The sequence below is a fragment of the Kitasatospora sp. NPDC036934 genome (assembly GCF_055608425.1).
This window is the reverse complement of sequence record NZ_JBVJQR010000031.1, coordinates 56,236-82,659: the sequence shown is the minus strand read 5'-3', so window position 1 is coordinate 82,659 and position 26,424 is coordinate 56,236. Positions and strand designations below refer to the sequence as shown.

Annotated in this window: 20 protein-coding genes; 10 read left to right on the top strand and 10 right to left on the bottom strand. The window is 73.7% G+C overall.

Going from position 1 to position 26,424, the window contains the following annotated elements; genetic code table 11:
- The first annotated feature begins 492 nt into the window (after positions 1–492).
- Together ACZ7BZ_RS32770 and ptsP are read left to right on the top strand one after the other, a co-directional pair.
- Positions 493–942, top strand: a complete 450-nt coding sequence (locus ACZ7BZ_RS32770; protein WP_470361516.1) for a PTS sugar transporter subunit IIA — start codon at positions 493–495, stop codon at positions 940–942.
- Between the two features lie 103 nt (positions 943–1,045).
- Positions 1,046–2,716: a phosphoenolpyruvate--protein phosphotransferase gene (gene ptsP, locus ACZ7BZ_RS32765; RefSeq protein ID WP_470361515.1), complete on the top strand. Its 1,671-nt coding sequence runs from the start codon at positions 1,046–1,048 to the stop codon at positions 2,714–2,716.
- A 72-nt stretch (positions 2,717–2,788) separates the two neighbouring features.
- Here ptsP and ACZ7BZ_RS32760 read toward each other — a convergent pair whose 3' ends face one another.
- From ACZ7BZ_RS32760 to ACZ7BZ_RS32750, 3 genes are read right to left on the bottom strand one after another with little or no spacing between them, the layout of a single operon-like run.
- Positions 2,789–4,885 carry an acetoacetate--CoA ligase gene (locus ACZ7BZ_RS32760; protein WP_470361514.1) on the bottom strand — a complete coding sequence of 699 codons (2,097 nt, stop codon included), beginning with the start codon at positions 4,883–4,885 and terminating at the stop codon, positions 2,789–2,791.
- A 34-nt stretch (positions 4,886–4,919) separates the two neighbouring features.
- On the bottom strand, positions 4,920–5,468 hold the full coding sequence (locus ACZ7BZ_RS32755; RefSeq protein ID WP_470361513.1) for an NUDIX domain-containing protein: 549 nt from the start codon (positions 5,466–5,468) through the stop codon (positions 4,920–4,922).
- Positions 5,465–6,445 carry an NUDIX hydrolase gene (locus ACZ7BZ_RS32750; RefSeq protein WP_470361512.1) on the bottom strand — a complete coding sequence of 327 codons (981 nt, stop codon included), beginning with the start codon at positions 6,443–6,445 and terminating at the stop codon, positions 5,465–5,467. Before ACZ7BZ_RS32750 ends, ACZ7BZ_RS32755 begins: the two co-directional genes overlap by 4 nt.
- Before the next feature lie 162 nt (positions 6,446–6,607).
- Here ACZ7BZ_RS32750 and mmuM point away from each other — a divergent pair, with 162 nt between their 5' ends.
- The 5 genes from mmuM to ACZ7BZ_RS32725 all read left to right on the top strand — a co-directional run bounded on the left by mmuM (position 6,608) and on the right by ACZ7BZ_RS32725 (position 12,997).
- The gene (mmuM, locus tag ACZ7BZ_RS32745; protein WP_470361511.1) at positions 6,608–7,621 is read left to right on the top strand and encodes a homocysteine S-methyltransferase; all 1,014 of its coding nucleotides are present in this window, start codon (positions 6,608–6,610) and stop codon (positions 7,619–7,621) included.
- 201 nt (positions 7,622–7,822) lie between these two features.
- Positions 7,823–8,587 carry an IclR family transcriptional regulator gene (locus tag ACZ7BZ_RS32740; protein ID WP_380463287.1) on the top strand — a complete coding sequence of 255 codons (765 nt, stop codon included), beginning with the start codon at positions 7,823–7,825 and terminating at the stop codon, positions 8,585–8,587.
- Positions 8,588–8,885: 298 nt separating this feature from the next.
- Positions 8,886–9,605, top strand: coding sequence for an MIP/aquaporin family protein (locus ACZ7BZ_RS32735; protein WP_380463285.1), 720 nt, complete (start codon positions 8,886–8,888; stop codon positions 9,603–9,605).
- A gap of 101 nt (positions 9,606–9,706) precedes the next feature.
- Positions 9,707–11,227 carry a glycerol kinase GlpK gene (gene glpK / locus ACZ7BZ_RS32730; protein WP_380463283.1) on the top strand — a complete coding sequence of 507 codons (1,521 nt, stop codon included), beginning with the start codon at positions 9,707–9,709 and terminating at the stop codon, positions 11,225–11,227.
- Positions 11,228–11,401: 174 nt separating this feature from the next.
- Positions 11,402–12,997 carry a glycerol-3-phosphate dehydrogenase/oxidase gene (locus ACZ7BZ_RS32725; RefSeq protein ID WP_470361510.1) on the top strand — a complete coding sequence of 532 codons (1,596 nt, stop codon included), beginning with the start codon at positions 11,402–11,404 and terminating at the stop codon, positions 12,995–12,997.
- A 169-nt stretch (positions 12,998–13,166) separates the two neighbouring features.
- On the opposite strand, the gene ACZ7BZ_RS32720 is transcribed toward ACZ7BZ_RS32725, so the two are convergent.
- On the bottom strand, positions 13,167–14,387 hold the full coding sequence (locus ACZ7BZ_RS32720; RefSeq protein ID WP_470361509.1) for a metal-dependent hydrolase family protein: 1,221 nt from the start codon (positions 14,385–14,387) through the stop codon (positions 13,167–13,169).
- Between the two features lie 77 nt (positions 14,388–14,464).
- On the opposite strand from ACZ7BZ_RS32720, the gene ACZ7BZ_RS32715 reads away from it, so the two are divergent.
- Positions 14,465–15,088 carry a TetR/AcrR family transcriptional regulator gene (locus ACZ7BZ_RS32715; RefSeq protein ID WP_470361508.1) on the top strand — a complete coding sequence of 208 codons (624 nt, stop codon included), beginning with the start codon at positions 14,465–14,467 and terminating at the stop codon, positions 15,086–15,088.
- A gap of 99 nt (positions 15,089–15,187) precedes the next feature.
- Here ACZ7BZ_RS32715 and ACZ7BZ_RS32710 read toward each other — a convergent pair whose 3' ends face one another.
- Together ACZ7BZ_RS32710 and ACZ7BZ_RS32705 are read right to left on the bottom strand one after the other, a co-directional pair.
- Entirely contained in the window at positions 15,188–16,585 is a 1,398-nt protein-coding gene (locus ACZ7BZ_RS32710; protein ID WP_470361507.1) for a GntP family permease, read from the bottom strand.
- Positions 16,582–17,136 carry a gluconokinase gene (locus ACZ7BZ_RS32705; protein ID WP_380456717.1) on the bottom strand — a complete coding sequence of 185 codons (555 nt, stop codon included), beginning with the start codon at positions 17,134–17,136 and terminating at the stop codon, positions 16,582–16,584. Before ACZ7BZ_RS32705 ends, ACZ7BZ_RS32710 begins: the two co-directional genes overlap by 4 nt.
- 168 nt (positions 17,137–17,304) lie before the next feature.
- Between ACZ7BZ_RS32705 and ACZ7BZ_RS32700 the strand changes: the two genes are divergently transcribed.
- Positions 17,305–18,000, top strand: a complete 696-nt coding sequence (locus ACZ7BZ_RS32700; protein WP_470361506.1) for a FadR/GntR family transcriptional regulator — start codon at positions 17,305–17,307, stop codon at positions 17,998–18,000.
- A 157-nt stretch (positions 18,001–18,157) separates the two neighbouring features.
- Positions 18,158–18,568 carry a hypothetical protein gene (locus ACZ7BZ_RS32695; protein WP_470361505.1) on the top strand — a complete coding sequence of 137 codons (411 nt, stop codon included), beginning with the start codon at positions 18,158–18,160 and terminating at the stop codon, positions 18,566–18,568.
- Here ACZ7BZ_RS32695 and ACZ7BZ_RS32690 read toward each other — a convergent pair.
- The 4 genes from ACZ7BZ_RS32690 to ACZ7BZ_RS32675 form a co-directional block, all read right to left on the bottom strand.
- Entirely contained in the window at positions 18,540–19,298 is a 759-nt protein-coding gene (locus tag ACZ7BZ_RS32690) for a metallophosphoesterase (protein ID WP_470361504.1), read from the bottom strand. The two genes, ACZ7BZ_RS32695 and ACZ7BZ_RS32690, sit on opposite strands and share 29 nt — an antisense overlap.
- 19 nt (positions 19,299–19,317) lie before the next feature.
- Positions 19,318–23,883 (bottom strand): hypothetical protein, encoded by a 4,566-nt coding sequence (locus tag ACZ7BZ_RS32685; protein WP_470361503.1) that lies wholly within the window; start codon positions 23,881–23,883, stop codon positions 19,318–19,320.
- Between the two features lie 60 nt (positions 23,884–23,943).
- Positions 23,944–24,819, bottom strand: a complete 876-nt coding sequence (locus tag ACZ7BZ_RS32680) for a hypothetical protein (protein ID WP_380456727.1) — start codon at positions 24,817–24,819, stop codon at positions 23,944–23,946.
- Positions 24,820–24,889: 70 nt separating this feature from the next.
- Positions 24,890–26,374: a hypothetical protein gene (locus ACZ7BZ_RS32675; protein WP_465750241.1), complete on the bottom strand. Its 1,485-nt coding sequence runs from the start codon at positions 26,372–26,374 to the stop codon at positions 24,890–24,892.
- Positions 26,375–26,424 lie beyond the last annotated feature (50 nt).

The window sequence follows — 26,424 nt, the reverse complement described above, 5'->3', positions numbered from 1 at the left end:
TGGCACGCTGTTGAGTTCTCAAGGAACGGACGCTTCCTTCGGACCGCCTTCCAGCGGGCCCTCCGGGCGCTTCGTTCTTTCGTGTTTCCAGCTTAGCAGATGTTTTCCGCTCCGTTTACCGGGGCTTTCCGCATCCGAAATCTGGTGTTAACCGCCAAGTTGTGGCGACTCGACCAACCATAGCGGGTCAGTGACCGGAGTGCGAATCGAGGCGCGTCCGGGGTCACCCGGGTGGCGGCATGATTTGTTGCTCTCGCGAGCATATACAGCAATGGTCCTGATTCGCCAAGATGCCTGTAGAGTGCGGCGCGTCGACCAAGAGGACTAGACCAGTCATGAGTCGATGTGACGCCGGTTGGTAGACGGGCGGGGGCGTGGTTCTTCGCCCGGGAACGTCGACAGTTGTCCGAAGTTGACATGATTTAGGCTTCAGCTGATCGTGTGCCGCACCTCGCGGCCGCTCGCTGTATTGCGCACTTGGGAGGCACCACCATGACCACTGTGACGTCGCCGCTGACCGGCAAGGTTGTCGGGCTCGCCGGCGTGCCGGACCCGGTGTTCTCGGGTGCGATGGTCGGGCCCGGCACCGCGATCGACCCGGTCCGTCAGCCCACCGAGGCGGTCGCTCCGGTGGACGGTGTCGTCGTCTCGATGCACCCGCACGCCTTCGTCGTGGTGGACGCGGACGGGCACGGTGTGCTGACCCACCTCGGGATCGACACCGTGCAGCTGAACGGCGAGGGCTTCGAGCTGCTGGTCAAGAAGGGCGACACGGTGACCCGTGGTCAGGCCGTGATCCGGTGGGATCCGGCCGCCGTCGAGGCTGCGGGCAAGTCGCCGATTTCGCCGATCGTGGCGCTGGAAGCCGCTCCCGACTCGCTGACCGACCTGCGCGAGACCGGCGAGGCCAAGGCGGGCGACCAGCTGTTCAACTGGAGCTGACCCCTCTATCACCGACACATACCCGCCCCGCAAGAGTTGACGGGGCGACCCGGCACTCAGCGGTTCCCGGCGGGACCGCTCCTCTCAGCGGAGATACAGGTACATGGAGAAGACACTGCACGGCGTGGGTGTCAGCCACGGGGTCGCGATCGGCCAGGTGCGGCACATGGGCACGGCGGTCCTGGAGCCCCCGGCCACCCAGATCCCGACCGAGGACGCCCCGCGTGAGCAGGCGCGCGCCCAGGCTGCCGTCGAGGCGGTCGCCGCGGACCTGATCGCCCGCGGCAATCTGGCGGGCGGTGAGGCGCAGGCCGTGCTGGAGGCCCAGGCGCTCATGGCGCAGGACCCGGAGCTGATGGCCGATGTGTCCCGCCGGATCGCCGTCGGCAGCAGTGCCGAGCGCGGTGTGTACGACGCCTTCGCCGCCTACCGGGCGCTGCTGGCCTCCGCCGGGGAGTACCTGGCCGGGCGGGTCGCCGACCTGGACGACGTGCGCAACCGCATCGTGGCCCGGCTGTTGGGCGTGCCGATGCCGGGCGTGCCGGACAGCGACGAGCCGTACGTGCTGTTCGCGCGGGACCTGGCGCCGGCCGACACCGCGCTGCTGGACCCGACGCTGGTGCTCGGCTTCGTGACCGAGGAGGGCGGGCCGACCAGCCACAGCGCCATCCTGGCGCGGGCGATGGGCGTGCCGGCCGTGGTCGCGCTGCCGGGGGCATCGGACGTCGCCGAGGGCACCGTCGTCGCGGTGGACGGCAGCTCGGGCGACGTGCTGCTGGAGCCGTCTCAGGAGAAGCAGGACGAGCTGCGGGCGATCGCCGCCGAGCGCAAGGCCGTGCTGGCCGCCTCCTCCGGCCCGGGGCAGACCTCGGACGGGCACCGGGTGCCGCTGCTGGCCAACGTGGGTGGCCCGGCTGACGTGCCGGCCGCGCTGGAGAACGGGGCCGAGGGCATCGGCCTGTTCCGTACCGAGTTCCTGTTCCTGGACGACTCGGCAAAGGCTCCCAGCGAGGAGAAGCAGGTCGAGGCGTACCGCAAGGTGCTGGAGGCCTTCCCGGAGGGCCGGGTCGTGGTCCGGGCGCTGGACGCGGGCGCGGACAAGCCGCTGGACTTCCTGACCCCCGCCGACGAGCCGAACCCGGCGCTGGGCGTGCGCGGTCTGCGCACCCTGCTGGAGCACCCCGAGGTGCTGGCCACCCAGCTGCGGGCGCTGGCCAAGGCGGCCGAGGGCCTGCCGGTGCACCTCGAGGTGATGGCCCCGATGGTGGCCGACCGCAAGGACGCCGCGGACTTCGCGGCGGCCTGCCGCCAGGCCGGGCTGGACGCCAAGTTCGGCGCGATGGTGGAGATCCCCTCGGCCGCGCTGCGGGCCCGGGCGATCCTGCAGGAGGTCGAGTTCCTGTCGCTGGGAACCAACGACCTCGCTCAGTACACCTTCGCCGCCGACCGTCAGGTCGGTGCGCTGGCCCGGCTGCAGGACCCGTGGCAGCCGGCCCTGCTTGACCTGGTCGCCGCGGCCGCCGACGCGGCACGGGTGGCCGGCAAGAGCTGTGGCGTCTGCGGTGAGGCGGCCTCGGACCCGCTGCTGGCCGTGGTGCTGACCGGTCTGGGCATCACCAGCCTCTCCATGGGCTCGGCCTCGATCCCCTACGTGCGGACCGCGCTGGCCAAGTACACCCTGGCGCAGTGCCGCCGGGCGGCCGAGGCGGCCCGGGCCGCGGACAGCGCCGAGGAGGCGCGGGCCGCCGCCCAGCAGGTGCTGTCGGGCGAGTGAGACGGTAGAGCAGGAGGAGGGGCGCCCCCACCGCACCGGTGGGGGCGCCCCTTCGGCGTTCCCGGGGCTGGGTCAGGCCTGGCGGTCGGCCCGCAGCCGCTCGAAGAAGCGCAGGTGGTCGATGTCGTCCACGGAGCCGGGGTTGACGGCTTGCTCCAGCGGGGTGCCGGAGAGGATGCGCTTGACCGGGACCTCGATGCGCTTGCCGGTGAGGGTGTGCGGCAGGCCGCGGACGGCGATCACCTCGTCCGGGACGTGACGCGGGGAGAGCTCGGTGCGCAGCGAGGTGCGGATGCGGCCGATGACGTCCTCGTCCAGTTCGGCGCCGGGGGCCATGACCACGAAGAGCGGCATCCAGTAGCCGCCGTCGGGCTCCTCCAGGCCGATGACCAGGGATTCGGCGATCTCGGGGAGGCGCTCGACCACCTCGTAGATGTCCGAGGAGCCCATCCGGACGCCCTGGCGGTTGAGGGTGGAGTCGGAGCGGCCGTGGATCACGACGGTGCCCCGGGAGGTGACGGTGATCCAGTCGCCGTGCCGCCAGACGCCGGGGTAGGTGTCGAAGTAGCTGTCGTGGTAGCGGGTGCCCTCGGGGTCGTTCCAGAAGCCGGTGGGCATCGACGGGATGGGCCTGGTGACGACGAGTTCGCCGACGGTGTCGGTGTGCGGGTGGCCCTGGACGTCCCAGGACTCGACGGCGGCGCCGAGGCAGGGGGCCTGGATCTCGCCGAGGTACACCGGCAGGGTGGGGACGCCGCCGACGAAGCAGGAGCAGACGTCGGTGCCGCCGCTGACCGAGGCGAGCCAGACGTCCTGCTTGACCTCGTCGTAGATCCAGCGGAAGCCGTCGGGCGGGAGTGGGGAGCCGGTGGTGCCGATGCAGCGGACGGCGGAGAGGTCGAGGTCGCGGCCGGGGTGCAGTTCGGCCTTGCGGCTGGCGATGACGTACGCGGCGGAGGTGCCGAGGACGGTGGCGCCGGTGCGGGCGGCGACGGACCACAGGGCGCCGGTGTCGGGGTGGCCGGGGCTGCCGTCGTAGGTGACGATCGTGGCCCCGACCAGGAGGCCGGCCAGCAGGAAGTTCCACATCATCCAGCCGGTGGAGGTGTACCAGAGGAAGCGGTCCTGGGGGCCGAGGTCGAGGTGGAGGCCGGCCTGCTTGAGGTGCTCCAGCAGGATGCCGCCCTGGCTCTGGACGATGGCCTTGGGCAGGCCGGTGGTGCCCGAGGAGTAGAGGACCCAGAGCGGGTGCTCGAAGGGGACGGGCTCGAAGACCGGCTCGACGTCCTCGGCGACCAGGTCCTCCCACTGGAGGGCGCCCTCGGGGGCCGGGGCACCGAGCAGCGGGACGTGCACCACGGTGTGCAGGCTGGGGAGTTCGCGGCGCAGCTCGGCGACCACCTCGGTGCGGTCGTGGTCCTTGCCGCCGTAGTGGTAGCCGTCGACGGCGAAGAGGACGGCGGGTTCGATCTGCTGGAGGCGGTCCAGGACGCTGCGGGCGCCGAAGTCGGGGGCGCAGCTGGTCCAGACGGCGCCGACGGCGGCAGTGGCGAGGAGGGCGACGGCGGCCTGCGGGATGTTGGGCAGGTAGGCGCCGACCCGGTCGCCGGGGCGGACGCCGCGGGCGCGCAGGGCCGCGGCCAGCGAGCCGACCTGGCGGCGCAGCTCGGACCAGGTGAGCACGGCCGGCTGCTCGGTGGTCTCGTCCAGGTGGAGGATCGCCGGGCGGTCGGGGCCGGTCTCGGCGGCGCGCAGGGCGTGCTCGGCGTAGTTGAGGCGGGCGCCGGGGAACCAGCGGGCGCCGGGCATGACCGGGTCGGCGAGGACGGCCTCGGGGGCCTCGGTGAAGCGGACGTCGAACCACTGGGTGACCGCCGTCCAGAAGCGGTCGAGGTCACCGGTGGACCAGGTGTGCAGGTCCGCGTAGCGCTGGGCGGCCTGCTGGTCGTCGGCGGCCGGGGCGAGCGGGGCGGCCGGGGCGCCGTGGTGCTCGGCGGCCCAGGCCTGGAAGGCGACCAGGCTGGTGGCGGCGGCGCGAGCGGGGTTGGGGCGCCAGAGCGGCTGGTCCTGGGAAGGGGTGCTCACGGTGGTGGTCTCCCGGCCGGTGGTGGGGACGGGTGAGCTCGTGGCCAACCCGTCCGGTTGGGCTGTCGGTGCAGACCATGCCATGTGAGCGCCCGCTGCGCCAGGGTCGGCCGGTGGGTCAGCGGGGGGCGAACTCGCCGTCGAACCAGCGGCGCAGGACGCCGTTGTGGAAGTCCCAAACAAGCGGGGTGTCGGCGGTGGCGAGCAGCCAGCCCTCGGTCTCGTCGGTGGGGCGCGAGGGCGGGAGTTCGGCGAGCGGGCGGGCGGGGAGGAGCCCGCAGAGCATCACGAAGCGCCCGTTGGGGTCGGAGGCGGTGTGGATCAGCCGGACGTCGGCGGCGGCGGCCGTGATGCCGGTCTCCTCGCGGAGTTCGCGCACGCACGCCTGCTGCCAGGTCTCGCCGTAGTCCAGGTAGCCGCCGGGGAAGGCGAGTTCGCCGTAGCCGGGTTCGATGGTGCGGCGGATGACGATCAGGGCCGGGTCGGCGCCGGGCCGGGTGACCGGCAGGACGGTGACAACGACGGGCAGCGGGTTGCGGTAGCTGATCTCGGCGCAGCCGGGGCAGGTGCGGGGCCAGGTGTCGGTGCCGGCCGGGTACGGCGAGCCGCAGAAGTGACAGTGGGAGAACGGCCGGTGGGCGGTCCGCGGCGCTTCGTCGGTGGTCATGGGCGGATGGTAGCCGGGGGCTCGGCGGGCCCGGTCGGCGGCGGGCCTTCGGTGGCCGGCCCCTCGCAGTCGGGCTGGTCCTCGCGGGCGGGGCGGAGCAGGGCGGGGTGGAGCAGCCGGGCGCCGCCGGCGTGGTAGGTGCGGGCCCGGGGACCGCCGCGGGCACCGCCGCGCTCGGTGGTGGAGCCGGTGCTCTCCACGAAGCCCGGGACGGAGAGGACCTTGCGGTGGAAGTTGCCGGGGTGGAGCTTCTCGTCCCAGACGGCCTCGTAGACGGCGCGGAGGTCGGGGATGGTGAAGTCGTACGGCAGGAAGGCGGTGGCGAGCGGGCTGTACTCCAGCTTGGCGCGCACCCGGTCGAGGCCGTCGGCCAGGATGCGGGCGTGGTCGAAGGCCAGCCGGATCGGGCCCGGTGGGACCGGCTGGGGGCCGGTGTGCCCGTCGACGCCACCCCCGTGGGTGTCGGCGGGCACACCGGCGGCTTCGGCGCGGTCGGCGGACCGCGGGGCCGGGTCGAGGTCGGCGACCGGGTGCCAGGCGGCGGCCGCGGCGTCCGTGCCGGCCTGCGGGTCGGGCAGGTCCGGGGCGAAGGCCAGGTAGGCGACCGAGACGACGTGCATCCGTGGGTCCCGCTCGGGGGCGCCGTAGGTGCCGAGCTGTTCGAGGTGGAGCCGGCAGAGCGCGGCCTCGGCGGCGCCCAACAGGCCCGTCTCCTCGGCGAGTTCGCGGGCGGCGGCCTCGTCGAGGCTCTCCTCCCCCGCTTTCAGGAAGCCGCCGGGCAGCGCCCAGCAGCCCTGGTAGGGCGGGGCGCCGCGCTCGACCAGCAGCACGTGCAGCCGGCCCGCCCGTAGCGTCAGGGCCACCACGTCGACGGTGACGGCGACCGGGGTGTAGGCGCGCGGGTCGTACGCGGCGAGCCACTCCTGCTCGGCCGTGGGCCCGGCGGCAGGCCGGGGGGACGTGTCGTCCGCTGCCATCGCCGGCTCCTCTCCGCGCCCCTGGGGCACCTGGTGCTGTCGTTCTCGGGATGAGCACAACGTAACGACTTCGTTCCCGGGCGGCAAACGGTTTTCCCGGCCGCCGGCGGTCTCCGGCTTCTAGGCTGTGACCAGGAACGACCCGTGCCCGAGGAGGCCCAGATGCGCACTGCTCCCCCGCCGGACTTCGCCACGGCGCTGGCGGCCGGCCCGCTGGTCCTGGACGGCGGGATGTCGAACCAGTTGGCCTCCGCCGGGCACGACCTGTCGGACGCCCTGTGGTCGGCCCGGCTGCTCGCGGACGACCCCGGTGCCGTGGTGGCCGCACACCGGGCGTACTTCGCGGCCGGGGCAGAGGTCGCCATCACGGCGAGCTACCAGGCGAGCTTCGAGGGCTTCGCCCGGCGCGGGGTGGGGCACGCGCCGGCGGCCCGGCTGCTGGCGAGCAGCGTGGAGCTGGCCCGGGAGGCGGCGCGGGCCGAACCCGGCGGGCGGCGGCGCTGGGTGGCGGCGTCGGTCGGCCCGTACGGGGCGGTACTGGCGGACGGTTCGGAGTACCGCGGCCGGTACGGGCTGAGCCACGCGGAGCTGGTGGCCTTCCACCGGCCGCGGCTGGAGGTGCTGGCGGCGGCCCGGCCGGACGTGCTGGCGCTGGAGACGGTGCCGGACGTGGACGAGGCGCGGGCGCTGCTGGAGCTGGTGCGCGGGCTGGGGGTGCCGGCCTGGCTGTCGTACAGCGTGGCGGGCGGCCGGACCAGGGCCGGGCAGCCGCTGGCGGAGGCGTTCGCGCTGGCGGCGGAGGTGGACGAGGTGCTGGCGGTGGGCGTCAACTGCTGCACGCCGCAGGACGCGGACCAGGCGGTGGCGGTGGCCGCCGAGGTGACCGGGAAGCCGGTGGTGGTGTACCCGAACAGCGGGGAGCGGTGGGATCCGGAGCGCCGGGACTGGCGCGGGGAGCCGACCTTCCGTTCGGCGCGGGTGGGCGGCTGGCTGGCGGACGGCGCCCGGCTGGTCGGCGGCTGCTGCCGGGTCGGCACGGACGGGATCGCCGCGCTGGCGGCCGAGGTGACCGTGCGGCGCGGGGTCGCGGCGGAGCGCGGCGGCAGTGCGGCGGGGCGCGGCCGGGGGCCCGCGTGGGCGGGCGCCCCGGCCCGGCCCGGTGGCGCGGGCGTCTGAGCAACCGCGCCCGGGTGGCGGAGCGGGGGCGGCGGAGCGGGGGTCGCGGGGCGGCTCCGGCGCGGCGGTGCGGAAGGTTAACACCAGGCCGAGCGCGCGTTACCGAGGGGGAAGGTGCACGGACGTCCGGACGCCTGGCAGACTCGTCCCCGTCACCACTGCGGTCGACAATGTCGACCGCCTGTCAGCCCGGAGGTATCCATGCCCGGCCCGATCCAGTCGCTCTCCCGGGCCGCCGCGATCATGCGCCTGCTGGCCGGCGGTGAGCGCCGCCTGGGACTTTCCGAGGTCGCGACGGCGCTGGACCTGGCCAAGGGCACCGCGCACGGCATCCTGCGCACGCTGCAGCAGGAGGGGTTCGTCGAGCAGGATCCGGAGAGCGGCAAGTACCAGCTGGGTGCCGAGCTGCTGCGGCTGGGGCAGAGCTACCTGGACGTGCACGAGCTGCGGGCCCGGGCACTGGTGTGGGCGGACGACCTGGCCCGGGCGGCCGGCGAGACCGTCTACCTGGGGGTGCTGCACCACCAGGGCGTGCTGATCGTGCACCACGTGTTCCGGCCCGACGACACCCGGCAAGTGCTGGAGGTGGGCTCGATGCAGCCGCTGCACAGCACCGCGATCGGCAAGGTGCTGGTGGCCTACGACCCGGTCGCGCGCGGGGAGTTGGGCGACGGCCCGTACGAGTCGTACACCGTGCGGACGTTGACCGAGGCCACCGACCTGGACGCCGAGTGCGCGCTGATCCGCGAGCGCGGCTGGGCGGACTCGATCGAGGAGACCTGGGAGGGCGTGGCCTCGATCGCCGCGCTGATCCAGGACCGGCGGCGCAACCCGGTGGGCGCGGTCTGCATCAACGGGCCGGTGGAGCGGGTCTGCGAGGACGGCTTCGTGAAGCCCTCGCTGGTGGCCTCGGTGCGCAGCGCGGCGCGGGCGATCTCCCGCGACCTGGGCGCCGGGCGGTTCTGACCGGAGCGGTCTATTTCGTCACGCTGAGGCGCGGACGGGCGGTGAGCCTGTCCGCGCCTTGGCGTTTTGCCCTGATTCGGGACGCTCCGCTGGGTAACTTCGGGAGACCCGCCGAGGGAAGGGTCACAGCTGCGTAACCCCGCCTTGACGCGGGGCCGACCCGGGGAGGAAGCTTCCGCATGACGGTCGACATTGTCGAACGACGGCCGGGAAGATCACTCCCACAATGCGCTCACCCGCACAGCGATCGACCGGCCCACCCCCACCCGCACCTCCGGGCCATGACAAGGGAGTCTTTGTGTCCGCGTTCTCCAACGGCGACGTCTTCGTCGGCGAAACCCTCGGCACCGCCGCCCTGATACTCCTCGGCGGTGGCGTCTGCGCCGCCGTGACCCTCAAGAAGTCGAAGGCCGTCAACGCCGGATGGCTGGCGATCACCTTCGGCTGGGGCTTCGCGGTCCTCATCGCCGCCTACATGTCGGCTCCGAAGTCCGGCGCGCACCTCAACCCGGCCGTCACCATCGCGCTCGCGGTCAAGAGCGGCGAGTGGAGCCAGGTGCCGCTCTACCTCGGCTCCCAGCTGCTCGGCGCGATCATCGGCGCCACGCTGGTCTGGCTCACCTACCTCGGGCAGTTCCAGGCCAACAAGGAGCCCACCCTCGGCATCTTCTCGACCGGGCCCGAGATCCGGAACCCGATCCAGAACGTGATCACCGAGGTCATCGGCACCTTCGTGCTCTGCTTCGCGATCCTCACCATCGGTACCAACTCCGGCCTCTCGCAGTCCGGCACCAGCACCCTGATGGTCGCCTTCACCGTCGTCGGCATCGGCCTCTCCCTCGGTGGTCCGACCGGCTACGCCATCAACCCGGCCCGTGACCTCGGCCCGCGCATCGCCCACGCCCTCCTGCCGATCCCCAACAAGGGCAGCTCCGACTGGTCGTACGCCTGGATCCCGGTCGTCGGCCCGATCCTGGGCGGCCTGGCGGCCGGTGGCCTGTACAACGCCATCTTCTAGAAACCGCCGGGTTCGAACCCACCGAGCACGGGGACTGACCGGACGTCCGTGTCAGGCCCACCCACCCCGTAACCCCCGAACTTGAGCCGAGGACCCTCCACATGACCTCCACTGGCAACTACATCGCCGCGATCGACCAGGGCACCACCTCCAGCCGCTGCATCATCTTCGGCGCCGACGGCCGGATCGTCTCCGTCGACCAGCAGGAGCACCGGCAGATCTTCCCCCAGCCCGGCTACGTCGAGCACGACGCCGCCGAGATCTGGACCCGGGTGCAGTCGGTCGTCCGCGGTGCGCTGGAGAAGGCCGGGCTGACCAAGGACGACATCCGCGCGATCGGCATCACCAACCAGCGCGAGACCACCGTCCTGTGGGACAAGAACACCGGTGAGCCGGTCCACAACGCGCTGGTGTGGCAGGACACCCGCACCGAGGCGCTCTGCCGCGAGCTGGGCCGCAACGTGGGCCAGGACCGCTTCCGCCGCGAGACCGGCCTCCCGCTGGCCAGCTACTTCGCCGGCCCGAAGATCCGCTGGCTGCTGGACAACGTCGAGGGCCTGCGCGAGCGCGCCGAGGCCGGCGACATCCTGTTCGGCACCATGGACACCTGGGTGATCTGGAACCTCACCGGTGGTGTCGACGGCGGCAAGCACGTCACCGACGTGACCAACGCCAGCCGCACCATGCTGATGAACCTCAAGACCCTGGCCTGGGACGAGGACATCGCCGAGTCCATGGGCGTGCCGATGGCCGTCCTGCCGGAGATCCGCTCCTCCGCCGAGGTGTACGGCGAGGCCGTCGGCGACCTGGCCGGCGTCCCGGTCGCCTCCGCGCTCGGCGACCAGCAGGCCGCGCTGTTCGGCCAGACCTGCTTCAACGAGGGCGAGGCCAAGTCCACCTACGGGACCGGCACCTTCCTGCTGCTGAACACCGGCGAGAAGATCGTCAACTCCTACCACGGCCTGCTGACCACCGTCGGCTACCGGATCGGCGACCAGGCCCCGGTGTACGCGCTGGAGGGCTCGATCGCCGTCACCGGCTCGCTCGTCCAGTGGCTGCGCGACCAGCTCGGCATCATCTCCACCGCCGCCGAGATCGAGACCCTCGCCAACACGGTCGAGGACAACGGCGGCGCCTACTTCGTCCCGGCCTTCTCCGGCCTGTTCGCCCCGTACTGGCGCTCCGACGCCCGCGGTGTGATCGCCGGTCTGACCCGGTACGTCACCAAGGGCCACCTGGCCCGGGCCGTCCTGGAGGCCACCGCCTGGCAGACCCGCGAGGTCGTCGACGCCATGCAGAAGGACTCCGGGGTCGAGCTCACCGCCCTGAAGGTCGACGGCGGCATGACCAGCAACAACCTGCTCATGCAGAACATCGCCGACGTCCTGGACGCCCCGGTCGAGCGCCCGTACGTGGCCGAGACCACCGCCCTCGGCGCGGCCTACGCGGCCGGACTCGCCGTCGGCTTCTGGAACGACCTCGACACCCTGCGGGCCAACTGGCACCGCGCCGCCGAGTGGACCCCGCGCATGGACGAGGCCACCCGGGAGCGTGAGTACAAGAAGTGGCTCAAGGCCGTGGAGCGCACCATGGGCTGGGTGGAGGAAGAAGAGAACAACTGACCGACCAGCCGGTCGGGGCCCCAGGCCCCGGCCGGCCGCCCGCTGTTCCGGCAACGGGCGTCACCGCGTTTCACCGGCCCGCCGCACCGGGCCGACCGGCCTCTCTCGTAGGGGCCGCACCGCACACGAGAGGAGTAACGGCGCCGCCCGACCAGCGCGCCGTACACAACCACCATGGCAACCATCCCGACCCTGGGCGCCGAGCGCACCGCCGGCCGCACCGCCTCCCGCGCCGAGACCCGTGAGCTGCTCGGCAAGGCCACCTACGACCTGCTGGTGATCGGGGGCGGCATCCTCGGCACGGCCGTCGCCTGGACCGCGTCCCAGGCCGGCCTGAAGGTCGCCATGGTCGACGCCGGCGACTTCGCCGGCGCCACCTCCAGCGCCTCCTCCAAGCTCGTCCACGGCGGCCTGCGCTACCTGCAGACCGGCGCGGTCAAGCTGGTCGCGGAGAACCACAAGGAGCGCCGCGCGCTCTCCACCGACGTGGCCCCGCACCTGGTCAACCCGCTGACCTTCTTCGTGCCGGTCTACAAGGGCGGCCCGCACGGCGCGGCCAAGCTCGGCGCCGGCGTGTTCCTGTACTCGGCGCTGTCCGCCTTCCGCGACGGCATGGGCCGGGTCTCCACCGCCGCCCACGCCGCCCAGCAGGTGCCCGCGCTGCGCACCGAGGGCCTGCGCTCGGTGGCCGTCTACGGCGACCACCAGATGAACGACTCGCGCGTCGCGGTGATGACCGTGCGCGCCGCCGTCGACGCCGGCGCCGTGGTGCTCAACCACGCCGAGGTCACCGGTCTGCGCTTCACCGGCGGCCGGGTCACCGGCGCCGAGCTGCGCGACCGCCTGGACGGCACCGAGTTCGGCGTCAACGCCCGCCTGGTGCTCAACGCCACCGGCCCGTGGGTGGACCACCTGCGCACGATGGAGGACGCCGGCGCCGCGCCGTCGATCCGCCTCTCCAAGGGCGCCCACGTCGTGGTCAAGCGCCGCTCGCCGTGGCGCGCCGCGCTGACCATCCCGATCGACAAGTACCGCGTCTCCTTCGCCATCCCGTGGGAGGACCACGTCCTCCTCGGCACCACCGACGAGGAGTACACCGGCGACCCGAAGGACGTCCGGGCCACCGACGCGGACATCGACCAGATCATGGGCGAGGCCGCGCACGCGATCCGCGACGAGCACCTCGACCGCGACCTGATCACCTACTCCTTCGCCGGCCTGCGCGTGCTGCCCGGCGGCCCGGGTGACACCGCCGCCGCCAAGCGCGAGACCGTCGTCACCGAGGGCCGCGGCGGCATGCTGTCGGTCTCCGGCGGCAAGTGGACCACCTACCGCCACATCGGCCGCGCCGTGCTGGAGAAGCTGGCCCACGTGCCCGGCACCAGCCTCGGCGAGGACATGTCCCCGATCGCCCCGACCGTCCCGCTGCCGGGCGTCGGCGCGCCGAACGCGGTGGCGCACCGCCTGCTGATCGACCGGGAGCCGGGCTCGCGGATGGAGCCGCTGGTCGCCAAGCACCTGGCCAGCCACTACGGCACCCTCTCCTTCGAGATCGCCCGCATGATCGACGAGAACCCGGAGCTGGGCCGGCCGATCCACGAGGACGGTCCGGACGTCTGGGCGCAGATCGCCTACGCGGCCGAGAACGAGTGGGCGTACACCACGGACGACGTCCTGCGCCGCCGCACCACCATGACGGTGCGCGGGCTGGACACGCCGGAGATCCGCGACGAGGTCGAGGCCTTCCTCGCGAAGCGTGGGAGCAAGTAAGCACAGCCTCGCGAAGCGTGGGAGCAAGTAAGCACAGCCTCGCGAAGCGCGGGAGCAAGTAAGCACAGCCTCGCGAAGCGCGGGAGCAAGTAAGCACCTTTGCCAGTCGGCAACTGCGCTACGGCGGGCGGGCGTTCGGGGTTTCCCCGGGCGCCCGCCCGCCGTTTCGCTAGATGACGGCACCGGCCTTGACCACGTGCCTGAGGTGCCGTTCCGGGCGGGTCAGCACGGTGAGGTCGGCCAGCGGGTCGCCGTCGACGACCAGCAGGTCGGCGTGGGCGCCCGGGGCGAGGGTGCCGACCTCCCCCGCCAGGCCGAGCAGCCGGGCCGCGGTGGTGGTCGCCGAGCGGAGCACGTCGGCAGTCGGCTGGACCTGGGCGCGCAGGGTGAACTCCTCCAGTTGGGCGTGGTGCAGCGGGCCGAGCAGGTCACTGCCGTAGACCAGGTTGACGCCCGCGCGGTGGGCCCGCTCCAGGGCCTCCAGGCCGCGGTCGCGGACCTCGGCGAGCTTGGCCAGGGAGGCCGGCGGCAGGCCGGAGGCGGCACCGAGCCGGGCGGTCCGCTCGTAGGCGACCAGGGTGGGGACCAGGAAGGCGTCCTTCTCCAGCAGCAGGTCGACGGTGGTGTCGTCCAGCAGGTTGCCGTGCTCGACGCAGCGCACGCCGGCCCGCAGGGCGCGGTCGATCGCCCGCGGGTGGTAGGCGTGCACGGTGACGTAGCGGTTGTGGTTCTCCGCCTCCTCGACGGCCGCCCGGATCTCCTCCTCGCTGTACTGGACGGCGGCGATCTCGTCGTGCGGGGAGGCGACGCCGCCGGAGAGCAGCACCTTGAGGTGCCGGGCGCCCTTGCGGAACTCGTCCCGGGCGGCGGCGCGCACGGCGTCCACGCCGTCGGCGATCCGGCCGAAGTGCGGGCGGGCCTCGCAGCAGGGCAGCGAGTCCTCGCCCAGCGGGCGGAGGTCGCCGTGCCCGCCGGTCTGGGACAGCGCCTTGCCGCCGTGCAGCAGGCGGGGGCCGGGCACCAGTCCCTCGGCCAGGGCGCGGGCCATGCCGTGGTCGGCGCCGCCGACGTCGCGGACGGTGGTGAAGCCGCGGCGCAGCATCCGTTCGGCCTCGGCGAGGGCGCGGACGGTGGCGTAGCCGGGCGTCCAGTCGGCGACGTCGCGCAGGTCGAGCGAGGTGACCAGCAGGTGGACGTGGGCGTCGATCAGGCCGGGCAGCACGGTGCCGCCGCAGGCGTCCAGGACCAGGACGCCGTCGGCGGCGGCGGGCGGGCGGCCCGTGCCGGTGGCGGTGATCCGGCCGTCGGCGGCCTCCAGCCAGCCGAGGTCGGTACGGGTGCCGTCCTCGGGGTGGAGCAGGTGGGCGTCGGTGATCAGCAGTCGACTCATGGGTCAGTGCCCTTCGCAGTTCAGTACGGCTCGTATTGAATACGGCTCGTACTGAATACACCATGTATCGTGCTCCTGTGAACCCACCCCCCACCGGACCCGCCGCTCCCCGGCCGCCCCGCCGACGGATCCACACCCGGGCCCGACTGCTCGACGCGGCGCGCGAGCTGTTCCTCACAGTCGGCTTCGCGCGGACCAGCATCGAGGACGTCTGCGCCGCCGCCGGCTACACCCGCGGGGCCTTCTACTCGAACTTCGGCAGCAAGGAGGACCTGCTGCTGGCACTCTTCGACGACCGGGCCGCCGAGCGGATGGCCGAGCTGGAGCGGCTCGCCGCCGCCTGCGAGGGGCTGGGGGCGCACCAGCGGGCCCGACTGCTGGTCGAAGCGCTGCTGCGGGTCGAGCCCGCGGAGACCGGGTGGATCCTGCTGTTCCTGGAGTTCCGGCTGGCCGCGGCGCGCTCCGAGGCGCTGGCCGAGCAGGTCGCCGCGCACGACCGGACGCTGGCCCGGGCCGTGGCGGACGTCCTGGAGCGGGCGCTGCCCGAGCTGGTGCCCCCGGGGGCCGATGCCGGGCAGGCGGCGGCGGTGATGCTGGCGGCACGTGAGGGGCTGCTGGCCCGGACGGCGGCGGGCGGCGCGGTGGCCGAGGAGCTGATGGCGGCGACGGCGGCGGTGCTGTCCGGGCTGCTCGGGCCCTGATCCGGCGCCGACCGGGCGCTCCGGTGCCCACCGGAACGCCGAGGGGCGGCACCCGTGCGGTACGGGTGCCGCCCCTCGGCGGTGGGGTGCGCCGGTGCGCTAGATGAGCATGCTCAGCGGCAGGATCAGCGCTATCGCGACCACCGAGATGATCGTCTCCATCACCGACCAGGACTTCAGAGTCTGCCCGACGCTCATCCCGAAGTACTCCTTGACCAGCCAGAAGCCGGCGTCGTTGACGTGCGAGAGGAACAGCGAGCCGGCGCCGATCGCGAGCACCAGCAGGGCCGCGTGGGTCGAGGACATGTTCGCGGCGAGCGGGGAGACGATGCCGGCCGCGGTGATGGTGGCGACCGTCGCCGAGCCGGTGGCCAGACGGATCAGCACCGCGATCAGCCAGCCCAGCAACAGCGCGGAGATGTGCCACTCCGCGGACCAGTGGCTGACCATGTCGCCGACGCCCACGTCGATCAGGGTCTGCTTGAAGCCGCCGCCCGCGCCGACGATGAACACGATGCCGGCGATCGGGCCGAGCGCCTTGCCGACGGTGTCGGAGATCCGCGCCCGGTCGAAGCCGGCCGCCTTGCCGAGCGTCAGCATGCCGAGCAGGGTCGCGGCGAGCAGGGCGATCAGCGGGGAGCCGATGAAGTCGAACACCCGCTGGCCGACCGCCTTCGGGTCGTCGATCACCACGTCGGCCAGGGCCTTGCCGAGCATCAGCACGACCGGCAGCAGGATGGTCGCCATGACCGCGCCGAAGGACGGGGTGTGCTCCCGCTCGGCCTTCTCCTCGGGGGTGACGGCGGCCGGGACCGCCAGCGGGCCGACCCAGCGCTCGGCGACCCGGGCGAACAGCGGACCGGCCACGATCAGGGTCGGGACGGCGATCAGCAGGCCGAGCGCCAGGGTGATGCCGAGGTCGGCCTTCAGGGCGTCGATGGCGACCAGCGGGCCCGGGTGCGGGGGCACCAGGCCGTGCAGCACCGACAGGCCGGCCAGCGCCGGGATGCCGACCCGCATCAGCGGCACGTTGCCGCGGCGGGCGACCAGCAGCACGATCGGGATCAGCAGGACGACGCCGACCTCGAAGAACAGCGGCAGGCCGAGTACGGCGGCGATCAGCGCCATCGCCCACGGCAGCGCTTTGTTGCCGGTCCGGGACAGCACGGTGTCCGCGATGATGTTGGCGCCGCCGGAGTCCGCGAGCAGCTTGCCGAGCATCGCGCCCAGGCCGATCAGCAGGCCGACGCTGGCCACAGTGGAGCCGAAGCCCGTGGAGAAGCTGCTCAGCAGCTTGTCGAAGGGGGCGCCCGCGACGGCGGCCAGCAGGCCGGAGCCGAGCGTGAGGGCGAGGAACGGGTGCAGCTTCAGCTTGGTGATCAGCAGGACGATCACGCCGATGCTGAGCAGCACCGCGATCAGCAGCTGGGAGTTGCTGCCGGTGTGCGGCAGGGCCGGTGGGGCGGCTGCCAGGAGGGTGGGGGAAAGGCTACTCACGCGAGGTCTCCATTGACGGGCCGCAGCAGCGCCACGGCCATCTCGACGAGTTCTTCGGGGGACGGGCCCACGTCCAGGACCGCGCCGCGCTCGTCCGCGCCCAGGGCCTCCAAGGTGGCGTACTGGGATCCGAGCAACGACGTCGGCATGAAGTGGCCGGAGCGGTGGGAGAGCCGGTCCTCGACCAGCTGGTGACCGCCGCTGAGGTGCAGGAAGAAGGCGTCCGGGGCGTCCGCGCGCAGGATGTCGCGGTAGCCGTGCTTCAGCGCCGAGCAGGTGACCACGCCGCCGGTGCCGGCTTCCGCGCGCTCCCTGAGCCAGGCGCCGATGGCGCGCAGCCAGGGTTCGCGGTCCTGGTCGTCCAGCGGGATGCCGGCGGACATCTTGGCGATGTTGGCCGGCGGGTGGAACTCGTCCGCCTCGGCGAAGGGGAGATCGAGGCGGTCGGCCAGGAGGCGGGCCAGCGTGGTCTTGCCGACACCGGAGACGCCCATCACCACGACGGTGAGGGGGACGTCCGGGACGGCTCGGTTCTCGACGTTGAGAGCCATGAGGTGGTGCTCCTTCGTTGCAGGCCGCCACTATCGCTTCAAAGATATGACGTATTCAAGTAGCGGAAACCAAATCGTCATACTTTTGCTGTGTGGGCTCGGTCGCAGTGCGCCCGTGGCGGCGGAGGCGGCCGGGAGGCCTCGGGCCGGGGCGTCTACGCTGGGCGGATGGAGATCCAGGGGCTGCCCGGTCGAGTGCTCGACGAGCTCGGGCCGGCGATCGCGTCAGGGGAGATCCCCGAGGGCGCGGTACTGCGCGCGGAGGACCTGGAGGAGCGGTTCGGGGTGTCCCGGACGGTCGTCCGGGAGGCGGTGCGCGTCCTGGAGGGCATGCGCCTGGTGGCGTCCAGGCGGCGGGTCGGGATCACCGTCCAGCCGAAGTCGCTCTGGGACGTCTTCGACCCGATGGTGATCCGCTGGCGCCTGGCCGGCGCCGACCGGCCCGCCCAACTGCGCTCGCTCGGCTCGCTCCGGATGGCCGTCGAACCGGCCGCCGCCGCCCTCGCCGCGACCCACGCGACCGATGACGATCGACGCGAACTCAGCTCACTGGCAGTGGAGTTGACGGTCTCCGCACGGGAGGCGGACCTCACCACCTTCCTCCGGCACGACATCGCCTTCCACGCCCTGGTCCTGCGCGCCTCCGGGAACGAGATGTTCGCCCACCTCGGGGACACCGTGGGAGCGGTGCTCACCGGACGGACCGAGTACCATCTGATGCCCCATCAGCCGGAACCGTACGCGATCCGACTGCACCGGGAGGTCGCCGACGCGATCTGCTCGGGCGACGCCGTCCACGCCGAGCAGGCGATGCGGACCATCGTCACGGGGGCCCTGGAGGAGCTCAACCTCCAGTTGGGGTGAGCCGGCGCCGCCGCCTGTCCGGATGACATGATTTGGCGGCAATTCAACGGATTCGGACGCATGGTCCGGGTTCCGCGGGGCAGAGTGGGGCAAGGGGGCGTGTTTCGTGTGCGCCCGCTTCCCGTACGCCACCGGATTCGCGCCAGGGGGTCGCCCGATGTCCGTGCCACGCCGCCGTCGCCGCCTGCCCGACGAGGTGCGCTCCGCCGCGGTCCGGGCGGTGCTCTGCCTGGCCTTCACGCTGGTGGGCGTGGTGGTCGCGACGCTGGCCTCGTACGCGGGCAGTTGGCTGATGACGCCCGCCCTGCTCGCGATGGGGCTCGGGGTGTTCGGCACGATGTGGTGCCTGCTGGAGATCCTGATCTCCCGCCAGGTCGCCGCCCAGCGGCTGCGCGGGCCGAACTCCGCCTCCCCGATGGCGGGCAGCCGGGTCGCACCCGAGCCACTGGCCGCCCGGCCGTTCCCCCGGGCCGGCGGGGCGGCGCCGCAGTACCCGCAGCAGCAGCCCCAACAGCCGTACCAGCGCGGGGTGTCGACCGCTAGGGGACGACCCGGTAGTGGGTGGTGAGCCGGCCCGCGTCGTCCAGGACGTGGAAGGCGAGCATCGGCGGGTGGTCGAAGCTGATGCCGCGCCCGCCCTCGCAGGGCAGCGTGACGGTGGAGACCACCCCCGGCGCGACCAGCACCGGCAGGCCGGCGAAGGTGGTCGCGGCGGGGGTGTGGGAGTGCCCGCAGAGCAGCGCGGCCACCCGGGGGTGACGGCGCAGCACCTGCGCCAGGCGAGCCTCGCCGAACTGGCGGATCCGGTCGACGCTCGGGAGGTACAGCTCGACCGGCGGGTGGTGGAACGCCACCAGCGCGGGCAACTCCTGGCGGCCTGAGGAGAGTCGGGCGTCCAGCCAGTCGAGGGTGTCGTCCGCCAGCAGGCCGTCGTGCTGCTCGGGTATCGAGGAGTCGAGCATCAGCACGTCGACACCGGGCAGCCGGTGCAGCCGGTTGACCGGATCCGTCGACGGCTCCTCACCGAGCAGCACCTGACGGTACGGCGCCCGGACGTCGTGGTTGCCGGGGCAGGTGAGCACCGGGTGCCGCGAGTCCAGCACTTCGACGACCTGCCGGTACTCCTCGGGAAGGCCGTGGTCGGCGAGGTCGCCGGTGACCAGCACCGCGTCCAGCGGGCCGGGCAGGGCGTCGAGGTACGCCATCACCTGCTCGGCCCGCCGCCGGGCCCGCTTGCCGGCGTCCCGGCGGTGGACCTGGCCGAGGTGGATGTCGCTGAGGTGCGCGATCGTCAACATGACGATCACGCTAGTCACTTCACTGCTGGGCGGGAACCTCCGGGGGGCGCTTGAACATCCGGGTGGCGGTGATCTCGCCGTGGATGGTCGGGCCGTCCGGGTCCTGCGGGGCGGGCAGGCCGGGGCGCAGGTGCTCCTCCACCGAGATGTACTTGAGGCCGGCCCGCAGGTCGGCGTCGTTGCGCAGCCGGATCACCAGCGGGAACTCGGCGAGCGCGGTGGTGTCGAACAGGCCGGTGGTGTAGATCAGCTGGACGCCGAGTGCGTCGGCCACGGCCCGCTGGAGCTCCAGCAGATAGGTGGCGTTGGCGCGGCCGATCGGGTTGTCGAGGAACAGCGTGCCGGCGTGCCGCAGTTGGGACTGGCCGCGGTCGTTGGCGCGCAGCGCGGCCATCGTGCAGTAGAGCGCGATGGCGGCGGTGAGCAGCTGGCCGCCGGAGAAGACGTCGGACATCTGGCCGACACTCACCCGCTCGGCGCGCAGCACCGCGTCGGGCTTGAGGATCTCGACGCTGACGCCCTTGGGGCCGATCGCGGCGGCGACACCGCGCAGCAGCAGGGACATGCCGTCGCGGCGCAGGTCGCTGTTCTTCCGGACGGCGGCGCGGGTGGCCTCGTCGATGACCTCGCCGAGGCGTTCGACCAGGGTGGCGTGGTCCGGGTCCTCGAAGCGGATCCGCAGGAACTCCTGGCCGGACCACTCCCCCAGGCCCTCGGGCAGCCGGGACAGCCGCTGGGCGGCGCGCAGGGTGGTGAGCGAGGACTCGACCAGTCCGCGCAGCCGGTCCACGATCGAACCGCGGTTCTTCTCCAGCTGGGTCAGCTCGTCGGTGAGCACCCGCAGTCGGGGGGCGAAGGCGGCGGCCCAGGCGGCGGCGTGCTCGGGCAGCGCGGAGGCCGGCAGTTCGCGGATCTGCTGGCGCGCGGGGGTGCGGACGGCCTCGTAGCGGGCGGCGTTGGCGTGCCGGACCAGTGCGTCGGAGGCGTCGCGGACGGCGAGTTCGGCCGAGGACAGCTCGCCGACGGCCGTCCGCAGGCCGCGGCGGGCGTCCGTGGAGGCGTTGCGGGCCTCGGGCAGCGAGCCGAGGTAGGGCTCGACCGGCTGGGCGTCGTCCTCCGGCTGCTCGCGCAGGCCGTCGCGCAGTTGGCCGGCCAGTTCGTCGAAGTCGGCGGCGGCGGACTGGGCGGTGTCGAAGGTGCGCAGGAGGTCGGCGTGGGCGGTGCGGGCGGCGTCCACGGCCTCGCGGCACTCGGCGAGCCGGCTGGTGGCGGTGCGAAGCAGAACCTGGGCGTGCTCGGGGTCGGTGGGCACCAGCTCGTCGGGCAGCTCGGTGTGCGCCTCGCCGTCTGCGGGAGCCGAGCGCTCGGCGTCGCCGCGCAGCCGGCCGAGCTGCTCGCTGGCGGCGGCCGAGCGGGCCTCGATGGTGGCGACCAGTTCCTCTGCGCGGGCGGCGGCGGCCTGGCGCGCCGGGCCGTCGGCGCCGTCGGGGCTGCCGAGGAGTTCCTCGGCGCGGGTGCGGACCTTGTTGGTGAGGCGGTCGAGTTCGGTCGCGGCGGCGGCCTCGTCGCCCTCGGCGCGGGCCTGTTCGGCGCGCAGGTCGGCGCCGACGCCGACCTTCTCGTACAGCTGGGAGGCGGCCCGGTAGGCCTCGCGAAGGGCGGGCAGCGCGGCGGGGGCACTCTGCTCGGCGGGCTCGTCGGCCTGCTCGGCGGCGGGGATCTCGGCACGTTCGGCGCGCAGCGCGCGGACGGTGCGGCGGGCGTCGTCGGCGGCGCGCTGGGCGGCGCGGCGGTCTTCGTCGCAGGTGCGGGCCCGTTCGGCGCAGACGGCCTGGCGGCGGTCGCACTCGGCGGCGTCCTCGGCCAGTTCGCGCTGGCGGCGGGCCCAGGTGGCGCGCTCGCGCAGCCGGAAGGCGAGGCCGGAGAGGGCGTCGGCGCGGCGGCGGGCGCGCTGGGCGGTCTCCCGGTGCTCCTCGTGGGCGGAGGCGGCGGCGGCGTGGTCGGTCTCGGCCTCGTCGTGGTCGGCGCGCAGGGTGGCCAGGGCGGCGGCGGCCTGCTCGGCGTGCTCGCGGGCGGCCTCGGCGGCGGCGGCGAGTTCGGCCAGGGTGCCGGGCGGGCAGCTGGCGTGCCAGGAGGCGAGGCGGGCGGCGAGGGCGCGGTCGGCGCCGAGGCGGCCGGCGAGTTCGCGGATGTGCTCCTCGCGGGCGGCGGCGCGGGCGCGCAGTTCGCGGCGCTCGCCGTCGGCGGCGGACTCGTCGTGCATGGCCGGGTTCGGCGGCACCAGGAAGAAGGCGGGCTCGTCGGTGATCGGGGCGACCAGCGAAGCGGCGGCACCGACCGCGACGGTGGAGCGCGGCAGCAGGGCGGCGGCCTGGAGGGCCTCCCGGGCGCGCTCCAGCGAGGCCGGGTCGGTGACGACCACGCCGTCGACCAGTTCGGGGCGGGCGGCGAGGATCGCCTCGTGGTCGGCCGGGTCGACGGACTGGGCGAGGTAGCGCCAGCCGGGCAGGGCGGGGATGCCGTGCTCGGCGAGGTACTCGACGGTGGCCAGCACGTCGGGGCCGGGCGGCAGCAGGCCGCCGTCGCCGAGTGCGGCGAGGATCCGGGAGTCGTCGGCGGCGGCGGTCCGGAGGTCGAACAGGGTGCGCTCGGCGGTGGCGATCGCCTCGTCCAGGAGTTCGCGCAGGTACTCGGCGTTGCGGTCGAGCACGGCGGGGGTGAGGAAGCCGGCGTCCTCCTCGGCACCCTCTTGGTAGGGGGTCAGGGAGAGCAGGTCGGCGAGCCGCTGCTCGGTGGCCAGCAGGGCGGCGGTGCGCTGCTCGGCGGCGAGAGCGCGGGCGGCGTCCTTGCGGGCGTCGCCGGCCCGTTCGGCGGCGAGTTCGGCGCGGGAGGTGGCGGCGGCGGCCTCGCGCAGCCGGGCGGCGCAGGCCTCGGCGGTGGTCCGGGCCTGGGTGAGGGCCGCGGCGGCGGCCTGCTCGACGTCGGCGGCGTGCAGGGCGGCGCGGGCCGGGTCCACGTCGCCGTCGGAGTCGATGAAGCCGGCCTCGACGGCGGCCTCGGTCTCCTGCTCGACTTCGGCGAGGCGCTGGCGGAGGTGTTCGGCCTCGCTGCGGGCCTTCTGGGCGGCGGTGGCGGCCTCGGTGGCGGCGGACTGCGCCTTGCCGCCGTCCTCCTGGAGCTCGCTCGCGCGCTGCTCCTCGGTGTCGGCGCGGGTCTCGGCGGCCGTGGCGGCGGCTTCCAGGGCGCGGGCGAGCGCGGTGGCGGCGCGGGCGCGGGCGGCGAGCGCGGGGGCGGCGTCGAGTTCGGCCTCGCGGATGGCGACGGCGACCCGGGCGACCCGGTCCGCGGCGGCGCGCTGGCGCAGCACGGCCTCGGCGGCCTGCCAGGCGGAGTGCAGGGTGCGGGCGTCGGTGAGTTCGCGGCGCAGCGCGGCGGCCTCGGCGGTGGCGGCAGCGAGGCTCAGGGTGGCGTGCCGGTGGGTGAGTTCGTCGGCGATCAGGCTGTGCCGGGTGCGGTCGGCCTCGGCGGCGGTGACGGCGCTCGCGGCGGCGGCGACCTCGATGGCGAGGTCCTGGGCGCGGTCGCGCTCGGCGGCGGCGCGGGAGGTGAGGGCGTGGGCGAGGCGGCGGGCGCGGCGCTCGGCGGTGCGGTGGGCCTCGCGGACGGTCTCGCGGGCGGCGGTGGCCTCGACGATGCGTTCCAGCAGGTCGAGCGAGCCGGCGGTGAAGTCGCGTTCGGCGGTGAGTTCGGCGCGCAGGCCGAGCTTGGCGGCGAAGCCGTGGACGAGGTCGGCCAGGCCGTCGGTGTCCCGGGTGTCGGTGACGGCGCGCAGCAGCAGGTCGGTGAAGTCCTTGTCCTGCTTGACCGCGAAGAGGCCGGCCGCCTCGCCCTCGTCGGCGTTCATCTCGCGCTGGTAGCGGAAGAGTTCGGGGTCGAGGCCGAGTTCGCCGAGGTGTTCGGTCCAGCGGTCGTGGCCGTCCTCGAAGACCAGGTCGAGGTGGGGGTGGGCCTTGCCGGCCTCGGTGAGGGCGTCGCGGAAGCCCTTCATGGTGCGGCGGCGGCCGCGGGCCTTCTGGTCGCCGGCCAGGCTGATCCGTTCGGCGACCGGCAGCGAGTCGAGGGTGAGGCCGGGGCCGGGGCGGAAGGAGTACCAGGTCTCGGCGAACTTGCGGGGGTCGGAGGAGACCTGGCGGCCGCGCCACTCGCTGACCTTGCCGACCACGATGAGTTCGCCGGTGACGGTGTGCTGCCACTCCAGGGCGACGTGGCCGCAGTCGTCGGCGAGCAGGAACTTGCGCAGCACGCCGGAGCTGGCGCCGCCGAGGGTGTTGCGGTGACCGGGGAGCATCACCGAGAAGATCAGCTTGAGCAGGACGGACTTGCCACCGCCGTTCTCCAGGAAGAGCACGCCGGCCGGGGCGGGGCGGCGGACCGGGCCGTCGGCGTCCTCGCCGAACAGGCCGATCTGCTGCGGGGCCGGGTCGGCGACGGGCTCGCCGACACCGCGCAGGTCGAGCACCGTGTCGGCGTAGCGGGCGCCGGCCGGTCCGATCGAGTAGAGGCGGACCCGGTTGAGCTCGTACATGTGCGGCGGTTCTCCGTGCGTCTTATGGGGTTGTCAGAGCGATCAGATCAGAGCGATCAGTCAGAGCGAGTGGAACGGCAGGCCGGCGTCGGCGACCAGCTCGTCGCCGGTGTCCGGCGGCAACAGGCTGGCGGTGCCGTCGGAGACCGGGACGATGCCGAGGTCGAGCAGTTCGGCCATCGCGGCGCTGCCGGCCAGGTCGCGGACCTGGAGCTGGTAGCGGGCGGTGGTGCGGTAGGTGCCGCCGGAGTCGTCGGAGACCTTCTGCAGGAAGCCGGAGTCCACCAGGAACATCACGGCCTTGGCCACGATGCCGATGGTGGAGCCGGAGAGCCGGCGGGCGTCCTTGGTGGCGCCGGTGGCGGTGCGCCGGGCCCAGACCCGCCAGGCCGCCTCCAGGCCGGGGGCGTCCGAGGCCGGGTCGGTGTTGGCGCCGTCGGCGTCGGCCTGCTCCTCCAGGCGGCGGCAGGCCTGGCGGACGAAGGAGTCGACGCCGTTGACGGTGATCCGGCCGAGGTAGCCGTCGTCGGCGAGGTCCTCGGGGCGGGGGAAGGCCATCGCGGCGACGGCGAGGTGGGCCAGTCCGTGCAGGAAGCGGTCGGTGCTCTCGGAGGCGGCGCGGCGCGAGTAGTCGCCCATCCGGACGGCGAACAGCGACTCCTCGGCGGCGGCGACGGCCATGCCGGCCCGCGGCGAGACCTCCAGGACGACCAGGCCCATGCCGGTGGCGATGGCGTCGGCGAGGCGGGCGAACGGCGGGTCCTCGCGGTGGCGGCGGACGAGTTCGGCGTACTCGGCGTCGCGGGCGGGCAGCAGCTTGGCCTGGAGGCCGAAGGAGACCAGCCGGGCGGCGTCGGCGACGTCGGCCGGGGTGATCGGCGCGGGGGCCGCGGGTTCGGTCTCGGCCGCCCAGGACGTGTCGTGGTGGGTCGTCACGGGCGGTGCTCCTCAGGGGTGTTGCTGCTACGGAATGTCTGGTGGGGCGTCAACGTGGGTGTCCGGCCGGTCAGCCGGCGTCCTTGCGGTCGGCGGCCATGCCGACCGCGTCGAGCAGGGCGCTGCCGACGATCAGGTCGGCACCCCCGAACTCCCGGTCGCGCAGCGGGGTGCCGTCGTCCACGGCGAACAGCAGCCGCTCCTCGCCCTGGCGGTAGGCGGTGCCGACCGGCGGGCTGGCCGCGTGCACGGCCAGCAGGGCGACCAGGTACGGGAGCTCCGGGTCCTGTCGGCGGGCGTCGGCGAGCAGGCCGGAGAGCCGGCGGGGGGCGTCCGGGGGCAGGTCGAGCAGTTCCTGGGCGGCCTCCAGCTGGGCTTCGGAGAAGCGGCTGTCGTCCGGGGTGGCGACGAGGTCCGGGTCGGGGAGTTCGGCGCCGAGGTGCTCGCGCTCGACCGGCGGGGTGAGCAGCAGGTCGACCAGGTCGGCGACGCGGACCGAGACGGGCGTGCGCAGTCCGGCGCCGCGGGCGAAGAAGGCGCCGGTGGGGCGGACGGCCTGCTCTATCGGCAGCCTCAGCACGGGGGCGAGCAGCTGCCCGTAGAGGTCTATGCCGCTGCGGGTGCCGGGGGTGGCGAAGGCCTGGCGGTCCTGCTCGGCGCGGAACAGCGGGCCGGCCTCCAGCAGTCGGGTCTGCAGCTGGGTGTGGCGGCGGATGCAGTCCTTGACGATGTCGACCAGTTCGGCGGCGCGGCGCTTGTGCTCCTGGTCCTCGGCCTCGTCGCGGGCCTTGCGGATGTTGGTGAGAATCGCGTTCTCGTGCCGGTACCGGTCGGCGATGTGGTCCAGCGCCTCGTCGATGAGGTCCGGGACGGCCTTCATCCAGTCGACCGCGCGGACGTTGCGGCGGGTGGCGTCGAGGGCGCGGCGCAGCGTCTCGGCGTACTGGACGGTGCGGTAGCGGGCCTGCTCGGCGGCGAGCTGGGCGTCGGCCAGGCGGCCGCGGCGGATCAGCACCTCCAGCTTGACCTCGGCGGCGATCTGGGCCGAGGTGACGTCGGTGTCCAGCGCGCCGACCAGGACGTTGACGGCCTCGTCGGTGGTGCGCAGGTAGACGCCGCCGTCGGGGCCGGGGACCTCCTCGATCAGCTTGAAGTCGTAGTCGCGGCGGACGTACTCGCCGTCGGCGCCGAAGGTGCCGTAGACGGCGCGGAAGCCGCGGTCCACGCTGCCGACGTTGATCAGCGACTCCAGCACCCAGCGGGCGACCCGCTCGTGCTCGGGGGCGTGCCGGTGCGGGGCCTGGGCGGCGACCCGGGGCAGCATCCGGGCGAGCACTATGTCGCGGTCGGCCCCGGTGTCGAAGTCCATGTGCAGGGTGACCAGGTCGATCGCGGCGAGGCCGACCTCGGCCATCGCGTAGCCGCCGTACTCGCCGGCCAGGTTGACCTTGCGGTTGTCCAGGTCGTGCAGCGGGGCGGTGCAGGCCAGCGCCTTGAGCCGACGGGCCAGGCCTTCGTCGGCGGCGGGGCCGGGCGCGGGCCGCGGGGCGGGCACGGCGGCGCCGGCGGCCGGGCGGAGGCCGGGCTCGGCGGGCGGGTCAGCGA

Bases quoted from the DNA above. Each gene is read 5' to 3' on its own strand.
- ACZ7BZ_RS32770 (WP_470361516.1), top strand. From the start codon at position 493: ATGACCACTGTGACGTCGCCGCTGACCGGCAAGGTTGTCGGGCTCGCC.
- ptsP (WP_470361515.1), top strand. From the start codon at position 1,046: ATGGAGAAGACACTGCACGGCGTGGGTGTCAGCCACGGGGTCGCGATC.
- ACZ7BZ_RS32760 (WP_470361514.1), bottom strand. From the start codon at position 4,885: ATGGCATGGTCTGCACCGACAGCCCAACCGGACGGGTTGGCCACGAGC.
- ACZ7BZ_RS32755 (WP_470361513.1), bottom strand. From the start codon at position 5,468: ATGACCACCGACGAAGCGCCGCGGACCGCCCACCGGCCGTTCTCCCAC.
- ACZ7BZ_RS32750 (WP_470361512.1), bottom strand. From the start codon at position 6,445: ATGGCAGCGGACGACACGTCCCCCCGGCCTGCCGCCGGGCCCACGGCC.
- mmuM (WP_470361511.1), top strand. From the start codon at position 6,608: ATGCGCACTGCTCCCCCGCCGGACTTCGCCACGGCGCTGGCGGCCGGC.
- ACZ7BZ_RS32740 (WP_380463287.1), top strand. From the start codon at position 7,823: ATGCCCGGCCCGATCCAGTCGCTCTCCCGGGCCGCCGCGATCATGCGC.
- glpK (WP_380463283.1), top strand. From the start codon at position 9,707: ATGACCTCCACTGGCAACTACATCGCCGCGATCGACCAGGGCACCACC.
- ACZ7BZ_RS32725 (WP_470361510.1), top strand. From the start codon at position 11,402: ATGGCAACCATCCCGACCCTGGGCGCCGAGCGCACCGCCGGCCGCACC.
- ACZ7BZ_RS32720 (WP_470361509.1), bottom strand. From the start codon at position 14,387: ATGAGTCGACTGCTGATCACCGACGCCCACCTGCTCCACCCCGAGGAC.
- ACZ7BZ_RS32705 (WP_380456717.1), bottom strand. From the start codon at position 17,136: ATGGCTCTCAACGTCGAGAACCGAGCCGTCCCGGACGTCCCCCTCACC.
- ACZ7BZ_RS32700 (WP_470361506.1), top strand. From the start codon at position 17,305: ATGGAGATCCAGGGGCTGCCCGGTCGAGTGCTCGACGAGCTCGGGCCG.
- ACZ7BZ_RS32695 (WP_470361505.1), top strand. From the start codon at position 18,158: ATGTCCGTGCCACGCCGCCGTCGCCGCCTGCCCGACGAGGTGCGCTCC.
- ACZ7BZ_RS32690 (WP_470361504.1), bottom strand. From the start codon at position 19,298: ATGTTGACGATCGCGCACCTCAGCGACATCCACCTCGGCCAGGTCCAC.
- ACZ7BZ_RS32685 (WP_470361503.1), bottom strand. From the start codon at position 23,883: ATGTACGAGCTCAACCGGGTCCGCCTCTACTCGATCGGACCGGCCGGC.